The sequence below is a fragment of the Saccharopolyspora pogona genome (assembly GCF_014697215.1).
In the GTDB taxonomy this organism is placed as follows: domain Bacteria; phylum Actinomycetota; class Actinomycetes; order Mycobacteriales; family Pseudonocardiaceae; genus Saccharopolyspora; species Saccharopolyspora hattusasensis.
In genome coordinates this window covers 690,545-704,931 of the sequence record NZ_CP031142.1, presented here as the reverse complement: position 1 = coordinate 704,931, position 14,387 = coordinate 690,545, and the positions used below count along the sequence as shown (strand labels likewise).

Genomic DNA, 14,387 nt, shown 5'->3' with positions numbered 1-14,387 from the left:
GACTGTTTGCGGGCCGGCTACGCGTCAGCCGGTTGGCTGCGGTCGTCGGCTATGCCGGTTGATTGGCCGGACCGTCGGCAACCTTGACAAGGCCGGTGATGGTGTCGCGCAGAGGTGTGGTGGGGCGTCCGATGAGGCGGGAGAGGTCGCCGGGTGTGTCGGAGAGCAGGCCGTTAGCGATGTCGGCCTCGATTTGAGCCAGGGTCCGCGCCACCGGTTCCGGTACACCGGCGCCGGTGATGGCCTGGATGTACTCGTCGGGGTTCAGATCCTTGTAGCCAACCTGCACGCCCGAGATGTCGGTGACAGCTGCGGCCAACTCGGACATGGTCCACGCCGTATCGCCGGACAGTTCGTAAATGGTCTTCTCGTGCCCCTCTGTGGTCAGCACGGCCGCCGCAGCAGCGGCGTAGTCGACGCGGGAGGCCGACGCGATCCGCCCTTCCCCGGCCGCGCCAATGATCGTGCCGCTGGCCAGCGCCTGGCGTACCGCCTGTCCGTAGTTTTCGGTGTACCAGCCATTGCGCAGCAGGCTGAAGGCAAGGCCGCAGCTTCGGATGTACTCCTCAGTGGCCTGGTGCTCGGGCGCGATGACGAGTGTGGTGCTGTCAGCGTGGAGAACGCTGGTGTAGGCGAGCAACCGGACCCCGGCCGTCTTCGCCGCATCCACCACGGCCTTGTGCTGCGGGACGCGGCGGCCGACCTCGCTACCGGAGATCTGCAGCACCTTGTCTGCCCCATCAAACGCGCGGGTCAGGGTGTCGGGACGGTCATAGTCGGCTTCACGAATCTGTAGGCCCAGTGCCGCGAGTGCGCTCGCCTTCTGCGGCTCGCGCACGGCCGCAACGACTTGCTGGGCGGGTACCCCACGCTGCAGCACGGCATCAATGACGAGACGGCCGAGGTGGCCGGTTGCTCCGGTGATGACAATCATTATGCGTTCCTTCGGTCGCCGCTGGTGAAGCTGTCCTTTGTTGGCCGCCCAAATGAGCCATACCGATGATCAGCCTGTGAACTCCGGACACCTTGAGGGTGCCCTTTCGGGGCAAAAATTCTGCACGAATTGCCCTCAACCAAGCGACGTTCCACTCGCAGTGTGCTTACGTTCCCACGACTCGAACTTGCGAGTCGCTCGCATCGGGTATGTCGATGCGGACAATTCCTTGGAGTGCGGTTTGTTGGATGACATCAGACTCCATGCTGAGCAGCCTTCTGTTGCGCCCACCTCCAAGGGCGTAGACGTAGTGCTCGGTGACGACAGCCTTACCACCGCCGTTACCTCGCTCTGGGCCAGGAGTCCGGCCGCTGGGACCGTGCACATTGCCGACACGGCCGCAGTGCGCATGGACGACTCGGTCCGCGTACGCGACAAACTAATTGCGACCGGCAGCCCAATCTACGGCGTGACCACGGGGTTCGGCGACAGCGCCCGCTTCCACCTCAGCTCCCGCAAAACGACGCAACTGCAACGCAATCTGATCACCTACCACCTGAACGGCACTGGACCCGACGCACCCGAGGACGTCGTGCGCGCCACCATGCTGGTGCGCGCTAACTGCCTGGCGCGTGGCTACTCCGGCATCCGCCGCGAGGTGGTGCAGCTGCTCATCGACTGCCTGCGTCACGACATCACGCCATTGATCCCCGAGCGCGGCTCCGTGGGTGCTAGCGGCGATCTGGTACCGCTGTGCTATCTCGCGGATATGCTGCTCGGCTCGGGTCAGGTGCGTGTCGCCGGAACACAGATGTCAGCGGCGGCCGCGCTGCGGGCCGCTGGCTTGGTGCCGGTGACGTTCGAGGCCAAGGAGGGCCTCGCGCTGATTAACGGCACGTCGTTCATGTCCGGCTTCGCGGTCCTCGCCACGCACGATGCGGCCGAGATCGCCAATGTCGCGGACTTATGCACGGCGCTGACCGCTGAAGCGCTGCTGGGCAACCGTGGCCACTTCCACCCCCTGATTCACCAACAGAAGCCTCATCGCGGCCAGATTCAGTCGTCGGCCCGGACCCGCGCACTGCTGACCGGTTCCCGGCTGTGCACCGACGCCCCGCAAGTCCTTGAGCCCGACGCTGGCCCGGACGGGTTCGTCGCGCTCGGCCGGGCGATCCAGGACCGGTACTCGATCCGTTGCGCGCCCCATGTGAACGGGGTCTTGCTGGACACGCTTGACTGGGTCACACGCTGGCTGAACGTCGAGATCAACTCGACCAACGACAACCCGCTGTTCGACCCGTTTACCGCGGAAGTACACAATGGAGGAAACTTCTACGGTGGCCATGTCGGTCACGGAATGGACTCGCTCAAGCTTGCCGTCGCCAGCGTTGGCGACCTCCTCGACCGGCAAATGGCGTTGCTGGTCGACACAAAGTTCAACCACGGCCTCACGGCCAATCTCACACCGCAGCGCGGTCCTTCCGATCCGGACGCTGGCCTGCACCACGGCTTCAAGGGCATGCAGCTGGCCGCGTCCGCCTTGGCCGCCGAGGCCCTCAAACTGACCAACCCCTCGACGGCGTTCTCCCGGTCGACCGAGGCGCACAACCAGGACAAGGTCAGCATGGGCACGATCGCAGCGCGTGACGCCCGCACGGTCGTTGAGCTCGTTCGCGAGATCACGGCCATCACGCTGTTGGCCGGCTGCCAGGCCCTCGACCTGCGTGGCGCGGGCCAGCTGGGACACGGCACCAAGGCGGCCTACGACGTCATCCGCGAACACGTGCCGTTCGTCGACGTGGACCGCCGACTCGACGGCGACCTCGCCACCGTCGTGGAGCTGATCCGCAGCGGCACCCTCGGCGACGTCATCCGCGAGCACACCGAATCCTGACAAGGAGATTTCGCATGGAGCAGCGCCCGTTGGGCACTACCGGATTGAAGGTTTCCGCCCTCGGACTGGGCACCTCCACCTGGGGCACCACCACCGACCCAGACGACGCCGCCGAGCAACTGCGGGCGTTCGTCGAGGTCGGCGGCACCCTGGTCGACACCGCCGACGTCTACGGCGGCGGCAGTGCTGAGGAGATCGTCGGCCAGTTGCTGGGCAAGGTCGTGCCCCGCGACAACATCGTGCTAGCGACCAAGGCTGTCGCCGTCCTGGACGACCCCGACCGCAGACAGAACGCCTCCCGCGAGCATCTACTGTCGACATTGGACAAATCACTGACCAAGCTACGTACCGATTACATCGACCTGTGGCAGCTGCACGCCTGGGATCAGGCCGTCCCATTGGAAGAAACCCTGGCCGCAACCGACACCGCCGTACGAGCCGGCAAGGTTCGCCACGTCGGCGTGTGCAACTACACCGGCTGGCAGACGGCCAAAGCGGCGACCTGGAAGCAAATCAACGGCGTCGCACCACTCGCGTCGTGCCAACTGGAGTACTCGCTGCTGGAACGGGGCATCGAACGTGAGGTCGTGCCCGCCGCACTGGACGCGGGAATGGCGGTGCTGCCATGGGCCCCGCTCGGCCGCGGCGTACTGACCGGCAAGTACCGCGGCGGGGTACCGGCCGATCGGGAGAACAGCCGTTTCTTCAAGTGGTACGTTGCGCCCCGTATCGACGACCGCTCCGCGCGCATCGTGGAAACCCTCGCCGCTGCCGCGGACGAGTTGGCCGTGCCGCTGGTGGCTGTGGCGCTGGCATGGGTCCGGGACCGACCCGGGGTCGCCGCGCCGCTGGTCGGCGCCCGCACCGTGGAGCAGCTGCGCGAGTCGCTGTCCCCGGCCACGCTTGCCCTGGAACTGCCTGCCGAGATCCGCCGCGATCTCGACGCTGCTTCCGCCCCGCACATCGGCTATCCCGAGAGTGGCATCTGAGCAGGAGGACGCGCCGTGAACGACGAACCAGTCAAATTGCTCAGCCGATCGTTCATGCAGGACCCATATCCGACGCTGGAATCCCTGCGGCGAGACCACGCAGCGATCCCAGTCGAGAACGGCGGCTTCCGGATGTGGGTGATCACCCGCTACGACGACGCCCACGCGCTGTTGGCCGATCCCACGCTGCAACGCGACTTGGTCAAGCACCGGCACGCGGTCGTCGAACAGAACCTAGTGGACATCGAGCGCCGGCCAAAGCTGCCACGCGAACTACGCCGCAGCATGCTCGACCAGGACGGGGCGGATCACCGCAGGATGCGCGGCATCGTCGCAAAGTTCTTCACGCCGTCACGGCTTGCCGCGCTGCGGCCCGGGATCGAACGGCTTGCCGACGACCTGCTCGACGGCCTACCCGTCGGTGAACCAGTCGACATCGTCGACCAGTACGCCAGGCCGCTGTCCGCGACCTGCCTGTCCGAGATGCTGGGCGTCCCCGAGGACGCGCGAGATCGATTTCCCCTGTGGGAGACGGCGATTCTCACCGCACCCAGCAAGGAGGAGGTGGAGGATGCGGGTCGGCAGTTGCAGGTGTTTGCCGGGGAGATCATCGCGCTCAAGCGCGAGCAGCCGCGTGCGGACCTTTTCACCGAGCTCGTCCGGGCCGGCGCGGCGGGGCTGCTGGATGACGCCGAACTGGTCTCCATGATCACGCTGTTGCTGATCGCCGGGCTGGAGCCGACCAGCGCGATAGGCAGCGGTGTGCTCGTCCTGCTCCGCCACTCTGAGGAGCTGGCGCGGTTGCGCGCCGACCCCGACCTGATAACCGCGTGCGTCGAGGAGATCCTGCGCTTCGAGACCCCATTCCGGATGCTTACCCCGCGCTATGTCGACCATCCGCTGGAGCTGGATGGGGTGACCATCCCAGCGGGGGAGCTGCTGCTGATCTCCACCGGCTCGGCCAACCGCGACCCGAGCCGGTTCGCGGACCCCGACCGCTTCGACATCACCCGTGACACGAAGGGACATCTAGGGTTCAGCCACGGCAGGCACCGGTGTATGGGCGCCGAGCTCGGCAGAATAGAGACCGCGGTCGGGCTCGGCAGGTTGTTCGACCGGTTCCCCGCGACCGCGCTCGCGGTCGCTCCGCAGGACGTGCAGTGGCGGCCAGGCATGTTCATGCGCCGCGTCGACTCGCTGCCGGTGGTGCTGGGATGAGCGCCGTCGACCAGGTCGTGTTGCCCGACGGACGAGCCGTGTGGATGGTTTCCGAATACGCGCTTGCCCGACAGTTAATGAATGATCCTCGGTTTTCCAACGACACCGCCAGGATGGGTGACAAGGCGCCGTTGGCGGCCCTGCCGCCGACCGTGCGCAGCGTCGTGGCGCAGGACATGCTCAACACCGATCCGCCGCAACACACCCGGCTGCGCCAACTCGTTGCGCACCGATTCACCGGCCGCAGCGCGAACGCTATGCGTCCGGTTGTCGACGAGATCGCCGAGCGGCTGCTGGACGGCCTGGACACCGCAGCGGAGACCGACCTCGTCGCCCAGTACGCGCAGCCACTGCCCACACTCGTGCTCGGTGCCATGATCGGGATTCCCGAGGCCGACTGCCCGGACGTGCGCCGCTGGTCGGACACATTCGTCTCCGAACTGCTACTGATCAGCGACAGCTTGCTGGACGCGACGACATCGCTGCTCGACTACGCTGCCGAGTTGGTGCGGCGCAAACGCCGCGAACCGGGACACGACCTGATCTCCGAGCTGATCGAGGCGAACCTAACCGACGACGAACTGAGCTCGATGGTGTTCGTACTGCTCATCGCGGGTCAGACCGCAACGACGCAGCTCATCGCCAAGGCACTGTATCTGCTGCTGACCAATCCCGATCAGCGTGACGCCGTGCGAGCAGATGAGACGCTGCTGGGCGGCGCGGTGGACGAGGCGTTGCGGCTCGAACCACCGCTGCAGGTCTCGGCGTTCCGGATGACCCAGGAATCGCTAACGATCGGAGACACTTGCATCCCGGCGGGCGAGGTCGTGCTGTGCTCGCTGACGGCCGTCAACCGCGACAAGTCCCGTTTTACCGCCCCGGACAGCTTCGACGTGCGACGCGACGACAACCAGCACCTGTCGTTCGGCTTCGGTATCCATCGCTGCCTGGGTGCGAACCTGGCGAAGGTGGAGGCCGAGGCCGCCCTCGGCGCCCTGCTACGCCGTTATTCGTCGCCGCGGATCACGGCCTCGGCTGGGGATCTACCCTGGGTAGAAGCCGGGATCATGCGCAAGCTGATGGCGCTGCCGGTGCGCCTCGGCGCGAAGTGACCGTGCCCTTGTGGTAAACGAGCGCGCGGTCCTGCCTCATCACCATGTCCAGCTGTTGATCCTGCTGGTGGCGATTTCCTAGTGCCATCGCCAACGAAGCAAAGCCGTCCTGGAAGGTCACCTCGATGTCGACCACAGCGCTGAGCGGTCCATTCAGGCTGTCGAGCAAGTGCAGGTGGCCTTCTCGGCCATCGAGTAGTCGACAGCTGTTGGTGCGTAACTCAAATATGGCTGGCGTGGCGTTGGTTATGGTGTGAAGTTGACTGTGGTCAAGGCTCGGCGGCTTTCCCCTCCGTCGCAAGAGGATCTGCGACGGGGGGTGGTTGCCGCGGTGGAGTCCGAATGTGAGTCAGGCCGAGGTGGCAGAGGTTTCGGAGTCGGGTTGCGATCGGTGTCACGGTAGGTGAATGCGTTCCGCCATAACGGGGGCCTTGGCGGCACGGAAACGTGGTCGGCGTGCTCGTCTGGGAACCAGTTCGAGGTCAACGCGATGGCCGCGATCGGCAATAACGGCGAGCTGTATTTCACCTTGTTCGAGGCCGGCTTCAACGTGACGGTGATGATCGGGGTCCTGGACCGGCTCGTGCGGCATCTGGACCGCAAGATCCATCTGATCGTGGACGGACATCCTTCGCACCGAGCTCACCTGCTGCGGGACTGGCTGCCGAGCGGATCGAGATGCACTTCCCGCCCGGCTGCGCCCCGAACTCAACCCCGTCGAACTGCGGGGCAACGACCTCAAAACCCACGTCACCGCAACGACAAGCGCCCGAACCCAGGCCGAACTGGCGGCGGCGCACGCACCCACCTGCGCCGCCGCCAGAACCAACCAGAACGCGTGAAAGCCTTCTTCGGCAAGCAACACGTCCGCTACGCCGCAGGCCAGTAACGCCAAATTTGCGTTACTGAGCAATATGTCCATCTCGCTGCAGTCGGCGCTGTAGGCCTCATCGCTGAGCGGGACGACGGTCGCGGTGCTCCTCAGTCTTTCTTGCGGGCGATGGTCAAGCCGTCGGCGATGGGCAACATCACCGTGTCGAACCGTGCATCCGCGGCCAGCGTGGCGTTGAGCTCCCGCAGCGCGGTTGATGCGTCGCGCAGCAGTCCCGCCTCGGCCAGCTGCGGGTCGAGCACATACCCGTTGAACAACACGTTGTCCACAATGAGCAGTCCACCGGGACGCAGCAGCGGTTCAACCGCTCGGAAGTAGCTAGGGTAGTTCTCCTTGTCGGCGTCGAGGAACACGATGTCGAACGCGGTGCCTGGCGCGAGCGCGCGCAGTGTGTCCTGGGCCGGCGCGACGCGGAAGTCGATCCGGTCCGCGACCTCGGCGCGCTTCCAGTGCTCGCGGGCGATGTTGGCCCATCGCTCGGTGACGTCGCAGGTCAACACCCGTCCGCCCGGGGCGACGCCGCGCGCGAACGAGAGCGCTGAAAGGCCGGTAAATGTGCCGATGTCGAGCACGTTGCGGGCGGCGAGCATGCGTGTGAGCAGTGTCAAAAGCGCTGCCTGTTCCTGAGGAACCATCATGATCGCCAGGTCGCCGATCTCGGTGGTTCGCGTGACCAGGCTGTCCACGACCGGATCACTTGGCGAACACGATCTCACCATGTAGTCCCGCATCGCAGGGCTGATCGGAAGATGCTTGACTTCGCCGAATCGCTGCGCAGGCATGCTAGGTGTCCCTCCTCGTCGGTGCTGTCAGCCAGGCAACCGGGTACGCTGTGCGGCGTCAAGCGTTGCGTCGCCCGGGAACATTGGACTTTGCACTTCGTCCTCTATCCAACGCTACCTCTTCTTGTGCTGGGAGCTTCTTGTGAAAAACAGGCAACCGCTTCCGGACATAAGGGCATCTGCTAGCCGACTGAGCTGTTCTTGAGGCTGAGGCAGCGGTCTAATTGGGCGCGTTCTGTATTTCGCCTTGTAAGCCGGGTAAAGAAAGGCCGTTCGCCATCTGCCAGGTACCGTCCGACACCACGGCCCCGGTCGAGCTGACGACCCGCGAACGCACGGCCCTGTGCCAGGCGGCCCGCTGTGGACTACCACGAATTCCCTGGACTCGACCGCGAATCCGTCGTCCCGGAGGCCGCCGGTCCGTTCCCCGCCTGGGCTGCGGACCGGTTCGCCGACGCGCCAGCACCGGACAACTGCCCCAGACCTGATCTGCCGAAGGTTCACAATCCGGCCAGCAGGAAGGAATCGCATGCGCAACGAAGGCACTGGCGCCTGGCCGTACCGCCGCGTCCGTCTCTCTTCCGACAAGACCGCGATCACCTTCCGCAGTCGTGCCACCACCTACCTCGAACTCGACGACAGGGTGACCCGCCTGGCGCACGCGCTGCGCTCGCTCGGTATCGGCCGCGGGGACCGGCTCGCCCTGCTGAGCACGAATCATCCCGCCTACCTGGAGGCGCTGTTCGCCTCGGGTTTGCTCGGCGCGATCTTCGTGCCGCTCAACGCCCGGCTCACCGCACCAGAGGTGGAGTACGCGCTGCGAGACTCGGGTGCAGCGGTGTTCATCCACTCCCGGGAACTCGGCGAGATCGCGCGGTCCGCCGCCGGTGCCGCGACCCGGGTCGTGCTCGACGGGGCCGCAGACCCGGACTCGGTCGGCTACGAGGCGCTGATCGCGGCCGCCGACTCGTCGCGCATCGACGAGCCGGTGTCCCACGACGATCCGTGCTTCATCATGTACACCTCCGGCACCACCGGCCGCCCCAAGGGCGTGGTCCTCACCCATGGCAACATCGTGTTCTCCGCGATGAACGCGGTCGTCGACCTCGACCTGGACAGCCACGAGGTGGCGCTGGTGTGCTCGCCGCTCTTCCACACCGCTGCCTTGGACTTCGTGGCGTTGCCGACGCTACTCAAAGGCGGCAACGTGGTCATCGAGGAGGGCTTCGAACCAGGCCGGATCCTCCAGGTACTCGAACGGGAGCGGATCAGCTACACCTTCGGCGTGCCGACCATGTTCGATGCGCTCAGCAGCCACCCCGGCTGGGAGACGACCGACCTGAGCGCGATCCGGCGGGTGATCGTCGCCGCGGCCCCCGTCCCGCTGCGCACGCTGCGCACCTACACCGAGCGCGGCATCAAGATCTGCCAGGGATACGGCCTGACCGAGACCGGCCCGGGTGCGCTGATCCTCACCCCGGACGACGTCGAGCGGAAGCTGGGCACGGCGGGCGTCCCGCACTTCTTCACCGATGTCCGGATCGTCGATGCCGATGGACGCGAGGCGGCGGCCGGCGAGCACGGCGAGATCCAGATCTGCGGCCCCAACGTCATGCGCGAGTACTGGAATCAGCCGGACGCCACCGACGACGCGTTCACGGACGGGCGCTGGTTCCGCTCCGGCGACATCGGGGTCGCTGACGCCGACGGATTCGTGACGGTTGTCGACCGCCTAAAGGACCTGATCATCTCTGGCGGCGAGAACATCTACCCCGCCGAAGTGGAGGCGGCGGTTCTCGAAATGCCGGGCGTCACCGGCTGCGCGGTCTTCGGCGTGCCGCACGAGAAGTGGGGTGAGGTGGGATGTGCCGTCGTCTCGCTGGAGAGCGGCTGCGAACTCGACCACGACCAGCTCGTCGCGTTCCTCGCGCCGCGGCTGGCCAAGTACAAGATCCCCAAAACGCTCGTAGCGGTCGACGAGATCCCCCGCAACGCCACCGGCAAGGTCCGCAAGGACCTGCTTCGGAGCCAGTTCGCCTGATCTGCGAAAACCCGCTGGCCGAAAGGTCGTCGTAGTCGATCACGTCGCACGAAAGCCCGGCGCTTCCACGATCTTGCGCGCCACCTCGACGTGCGCGGCATCCGCGAACAGGACCCAGACCGCGGCGCGGCTGCTACCGCTGGTCCCGACCTCCTCGGTGGGCTTCACCGGCAAGCCCGTCCGTGCCTGGGTGGGCGAGCAGATCGCGGTGATGCGCTGGTGGCTGGAGGACGACCCGCCGAAGCTGTCGCCCGAGGAAGCCACCGGCATGCTCCTCGATCTGTCCCTGCGCGGTCGCTACTGGGCCAACGGCTTCGAGGGCGTCACCCGCTCGCAGCAAGCAAATCGCGGCGGACGAGGGCTGAGCAGCCTCGCCGCGCTCGCCGTCTACCTCGATGGGAGGCCGGTGATGGATCTGCGGGCTCCTACGACTGACTTCGCGGCCGTTACCGCGACGTGGCAGCGGCCGCCGGCTGCCATTGCAGGTGGTCTGCGATCAGCCTGCCGATGACGGCCATCGGTTCCGCCTGCGTGATGGTGTGGTGGGTGCACGCGATGTCGTGGGAGATCACCTCACCCGTGATCCGCGACCGCCACTCGCCACCATCGGAGACGTGGTCGGCCTGCGTCGCGCGGAAGTACAGCAGATCCCCGTCGAAGGTGGACTCGGTGTAGGTCGGCAGCAGCCCGGCGGCGTTGATGAGAACCGTGGTGAGCGCCGCGAGGTGCTTCTCCCCCAACGCAGGGTGCACCTCGGCTTCAGCCGGCGGGCCCGCAGCCTGAAGCAACATCGACCGGACGTCCTCGCGCTTGGGCGCGGCTCGCTGTGCCTGCGGGTCGACCGGCCTGGCATCGAGCAGGGCGAGCAACGCCACGCGCTCGCCGTCGGCCTGCAAGCGGGTGGCGATCGCGTGCGCCAATGCGCCGCCGAGCGACCAGCCCAGCAGATGGTAGGGCCCGGCCTGTTGCACCGAGCGGATCTGGCGCACGTAGCCGTCGATCATCTCGCGGAACGACGAGGGCAGTTCGCCGTTCCCGGTCAATCCGCTGGACTGCAGGCCGTAGACCGGCACGTCCTCGGGCAGGTGGCGCGGCAGGCCGGCGTAGCACCAGCTCAGGCCGCCCACCGGATGCACGCAGAACAGCGGCGGTCGAGAACCGCTGGCACGCAGCGGAAGCAGAGCCTCGAAGGCGTTCGACGACGTTTCCCGCTCCAGCACGCGCACCAGGTCGGCCACGGTCGGAGCCTCATAGACGACGCCGAGGGGCACCTCGGCACCCAGGTCAGCGCGGAGGCGGGTGACGAGTTCGGCAGCGAGCAACGATTGCCCGCCCAGCTCGAAGAAATCGTCGTCGATGGTGACTTCGCCAACGCCGAGCACCTCGGCGAACAGGGCGCACAGCTGCTCTTCGCGAGGTGTGCGGGCGGCACGACCGGCGCGATTTTCGGCGGCCGGCAAGGCCGAGTGGTCGAGCTTGCCGTGCACCGTCAGGGGCAGCTCGTCGAGCAGGACGAATGATGCGGGCACCATCGAAGTGGGCAGTCGTTTCGCCGTCCACGACCGGAGTTCCGCTGTGTCGACCGGCCCTGGACCCGGAACCACGTAAGCGATCAGCTCGGGCTCGGCGGACGTTGTCGTCGTCACCACTGCCTCGGCGGCTCGTGGATGCGCGGTTAGCACCGCCTCGATCTCGCGCGGCTCGATGCGGACGCCGCGGATCTTGACCTGCTCGTCGGTGCGGCCGAGGTACTCCAGCACGCCGTTCTCCGTCCACCGGGCCACGTCGCCGGTGCGGTACATGCGCGCGCCGGGCGGCCCGAATGGATCGGGCAGGAAGCTCTGCGCGGTCAGCGTCTCCTGGCCGAGGTACTCGCGGGCGACCTGTTCGCCGGCCAGGTACAGCTCGCCGGGCACGAGCGGCGGCTGGGGTCGCATCGCCCGGTCGAGGACGTAGGCCCGGACATTGTGCCCCGGACGGCCGATGACTGGCCGATCGCCCTCGATCCGGCAGTACACAGCATCCACTGTGGACTCCGTTGGCCCGTAGTAGTTCCAGGCCTCGACACCGGGGCAGTCGCGCAGCGTCGACCACAGCGCGGGATCGACCGCTTCGCCGCCGACCATCAGCAGCCACGGGAACTTCTCCGGCCCGGACAGCAGGCCCTCGGCCAGCAGAAGCCGGAGGAAGGACGGGGTGAGGTCGGCGAAGTCGATCCGGTGCCGGGAGAAGTAGCGCACGAGTGCGGCCGGGGCGAGCCGCACCGCGTCCTCGACGAGGTGGACCTCCTGCCCCGCGGCCAGGAACAGCAGGCCCTCCCATGCGGTGTCGAACGAGAATGACGCGGTCAACGCCGCACGCAGTCGCCGCCCGGCCGGCGCGATCAGCTCGCGCTGGTGGTCGTGGAAAAGGTTGGCAAGGTGGCGGTGCTCGACGACCACTCCCTTCGGCCTGCCCGTCGAGCCGGAGGTGAAGCTGACGTACGCCGCGTGGTCCGGCCGGTGGGTGCCGGTCGGATCGGTGCCGGGATGCCGGTCGATGCCGACGTCGTCGAGCACCAGGAGCGGCTGCTCGACCGGAAGAGTCGCGCTGGTCGTCGCGGTGGTGAGCACGTGGAGCGGCCGGGTGTCCGAGAGCAGCGCCTCGATGCGGGCGGGTGGATGGCTCGCGTCGAGCGGCACGCACACCGCGCCGGCCTTGAGCACCGCCAGCACCGCGACGATGTAGTCGGCAGTGCGCGGCAACGCCAGCGCGATGCGCGTTTCCGGACCGGCGCCACGTGCGATCAACAGGTGCGCCAGGCGATTGGCTCGGGTGTTGAGTTCGGCGGCGGACAACGTCGTCGAGCCGCAGACCAGCGCGGTGGCATCGGGCGCCGCGCGAACTCGGGCCTCGAACAGTTCCGGCAACGTCGTGGCCGGCGTCTCCCGCCCGGTGTCGTTCCACGTGTTCAGAACCAGTTCGCGCTCATCCGCGGACAGCATGTCGATCGTGCCCACCTGCTGCTCGGGGTCTGCGGTCGCCAGTGCGTGCAACAGCGCGAGGAAACGGCGGTGGTGCGCCGCCGTGGTCGCCGCGTCGTACTTGGCCGGATCCGAGTTGAAGTCGATCCGCAGTGATCCATCGGCGGGCCTGTCGTAGACGTTGACGCCGAGGCCGGTCACCGGGCCGTTCGAGAGGTTGCGCAGCACTGCGGGGTGGCGGCCGAACCGGAGCTGGACGTCGTGGGTCATGACGTTGATGCCCCAGTCGCCGAGGTATCCGCCGCGGTGATGGGCGATCCTCAGATCGCGCACCAGGCGCGTCGAGGAGTAGCGCTGGTGGCGCAGCAGGTTCTTTGCGCTGTTCGCGGTGGTGCGCACCAGCTCCGCCACGGTGGTCGACGGCGTCATCCGGGTGCGCAGCGGCAGCACGTTGGCCACCATCGACGGCACGCCGCGCGCGACGCTGCCCGCCCGGCCGTTCACCGTCATGTCCAGCGTGACCTCGTCGTTTCCCGCCAACCGATGCACGTACAGCGCCAGCGCGGACATCGCGACCGATGGCAGGCTCGTGCGCGCCTGCCGCGCCAGCGCCCGCAGGGCTTCGGTGTCCGCCGGGGTCACGTAACCGGTCTCGCGGAGGAAGGTGTGCGGCACGATCGACGACGGTCGCTGCGACCCGCGCGACGCAGGCCAGTCGGCCAGTTGTTCCGTCCAGTACTGCTGATCGCGGGCGAAGCGCTCAGATGCCTCGTATTCGGCCTCATCGGTCAGGATCTGCGACAGGGAGCCGAACGGGCACGGCGGAGCGGGACGCCTCTCCTCGGCCGCCGTGTAGAGTTCCGCGACCCGCTGGATGAACAGCGAGAGGCCGAAGCCGTCCAAGATGATGTGGTGCAGTCCGAGGTAGACGGTGAACCGCTGCTGCCCCGTCCGCAGCAAGGCGAACGAGAACAGCGGCGAGCGGCGGAGATCCGCCGGCCTGCCCAGATCGGCCCACATCCACTCCTCGGCCGCCGCAACTGGATCGGCAGCCCCGCGCAGATCGACCACCGGCAGCTTCCAGTCCGGCAACGGTTCGATCGCCTGCCAAATCCGCCCGTGGCCGTCGTCACCGAATCGGGCCCGCAGTGCTCCCGCCTCGTCAATGGCCTGGCGCAATGCGACCTCGAGCAGCGCGGCATCCACCGGGCCGTCGATCTCCAGCGCCTCCGCGGCCCGGTAGATCGGGTTGGCCGGATCGAACTCCTGGGCGAACCACACACCCGTCTGGGCAGCCGTCAGCGGCAACGTTTCGCAGCCGATATCCGTAGACATGCACGCTGCGTATCACGAGAACAGCAAGCTCACACAGAGCAACGGCCCGCGCGTCAGGGGGTAATCGAATCGATCACGGTGTGAGCGCGCACCCCGCTCCATATCGGCACGCTCAACGGCGGCGGACAGCCTGGTGGCACGAGGCGGGATGCGCGCGCTGTTCGGCCCGGATGCAGTGCCGGGTAGCTCTGCGAGGCCGGCGCCTATCCGGGCGATCAGCGGTGGGT

At 67.1% G+C, this 14,387-nt stretch carries 10 protein-coding genes; 6 read left to right on the top strand and 4 right to left on the bottom strand.

Features of this window, described 5'->3' with window-relative positions; translation table 11 throughout:
- Positions 1-49 precede the first annotated feature (49 nt).
- Complete coding sequence (locus DL519_RS02740; protein ID WP_190812744.1) at positions 50-934, bottom strand: SDR family oxidoreductase; 885 nt, start codon at positions 932-934, stop codon at positions 50-52.
- 310 nt (positions 935-1,244) lie between these two features.
- Between DL519_RS02740 and DL519_RS02735 the strand changes: the two genes are divergently transcribed.
- The 5 genes from DL519_RS02735 to DL519_RS02715 all read left to right on the top strand — a co-directional run bounded on the left by DL519_RS02735 (position 1,245) and on the right by DL519_RS02715 (position 7,036).
- Entirely contained in the window at positions 1,245-2,828 is a 1,584-nt protein-coding gene (locus DL519_RS02735; RefSeq protein ID WP_223840192.1) for an aromatic amino acid ammonia-lyase, read from the top strand.
- A gap of 14 nt (positions 2,829-2,842) precedes the next feature.
- On the top strand, positions 2,843-3,817 hold the full coding sequence (locus DL519_RS02730) for an aldo/keto reductase (RefSeq protein WP_190812742.1): 975 nt from the start codon (positions 2,843-2,845) through the stop codon (positions 3,815-3,817).
- Positions 3,818-3,832: 15 nt separating this feature from the next.
- Positions 3,833-5,035 (top strand): cytochrome P450 family protein, encoded by a 1,203-nt coding sequence (locus tag DL519_RS02725; RefSeq protein WP_190812741.1) that lies wholly within the window; start codon positions 3,833-3,835, stop codon positions 5,033-5,035.
- A gap of 113 nt (positions 5,036-5,148) precedes the next feature.
- Positions 5,149-6,147, top strand: coding sequence for a cytochrome P450 (locus DL519_RS02720; protein WP_190812740.1), 999 nt, complete (start codon positions 5,149-5,151; stop codon positions 6,145-6,147).
- 403 nt (positions 6,148-6,550) lie between these two features.
- Complete coding sequence (locus DL519_RS02715; protein WP_223838378.1) at positions 6,551-7,036, top strand: transposase; 486 nt, start codon at positions 6,551-6,553, stop codon at positions 7,034-7,036.
- 92 nt (positions 7,037-7,128) lie between these two features.
- Here the strand turns inward: DL519_RS02715 and DL519_RS02710 are convergent, their stop codons facing one another.
- On the bottom strand, positions 7,129-7,821 hold the full coding sequence (locus DL519_RS02710; RefSeq protein WP_190812738.1) for an O-methyltransferase: 693 nt from the start codon (positions 7,819-7,821) through the stop codon (positions 7,129-7,131).
- Between the two features lie 529 nt (positions 7,822-8,350).
- Between DL519_RS02710 and DL519_RS02705 the strand changes: the two genes are divergently transcribed.
- Positions 8,351-9,862: an acyl-CoA synthetase gene (locus tag DL519_RS02705; RefSeq protein WP_190812737.1), complete on the top strand. Its 1,512-nt coding sequence runs from the start codon at positions 8,351-8,353 to the stop codon at positions 9,860-9,862.
- 39 nt (positions 9,863-9,901) lie between these two features.
- Here DL519_RS02705 and DL519_RS45450 read toward each other — a convergent pair whose 3' ends face one another.
- Complete coding sequence (locus DL519_RS45450; RefSeq protein WP_223838377.1) at positions 9,902-10,126, bottom strand: hypothetical protein; 225 nt, start codon at positions 10,124-10,126, stop codon at positions 9,902-9,904.
- A gap of 182 nt (positions 10,127-10,308) precedes the next feature.
- Positions 10,309-14,160, bottom strand: a complete 3,852-nt coding sequence (locus DL519_RS02695) for a non-ribosomal peptide synthetase (protein ID WP_223838376.1) — start codon at positions 14,158-14,160, stop codon at positions 10,309-10,311.
- Positions 14,161-14,387 lie beyond the last annotated feature (227 nt).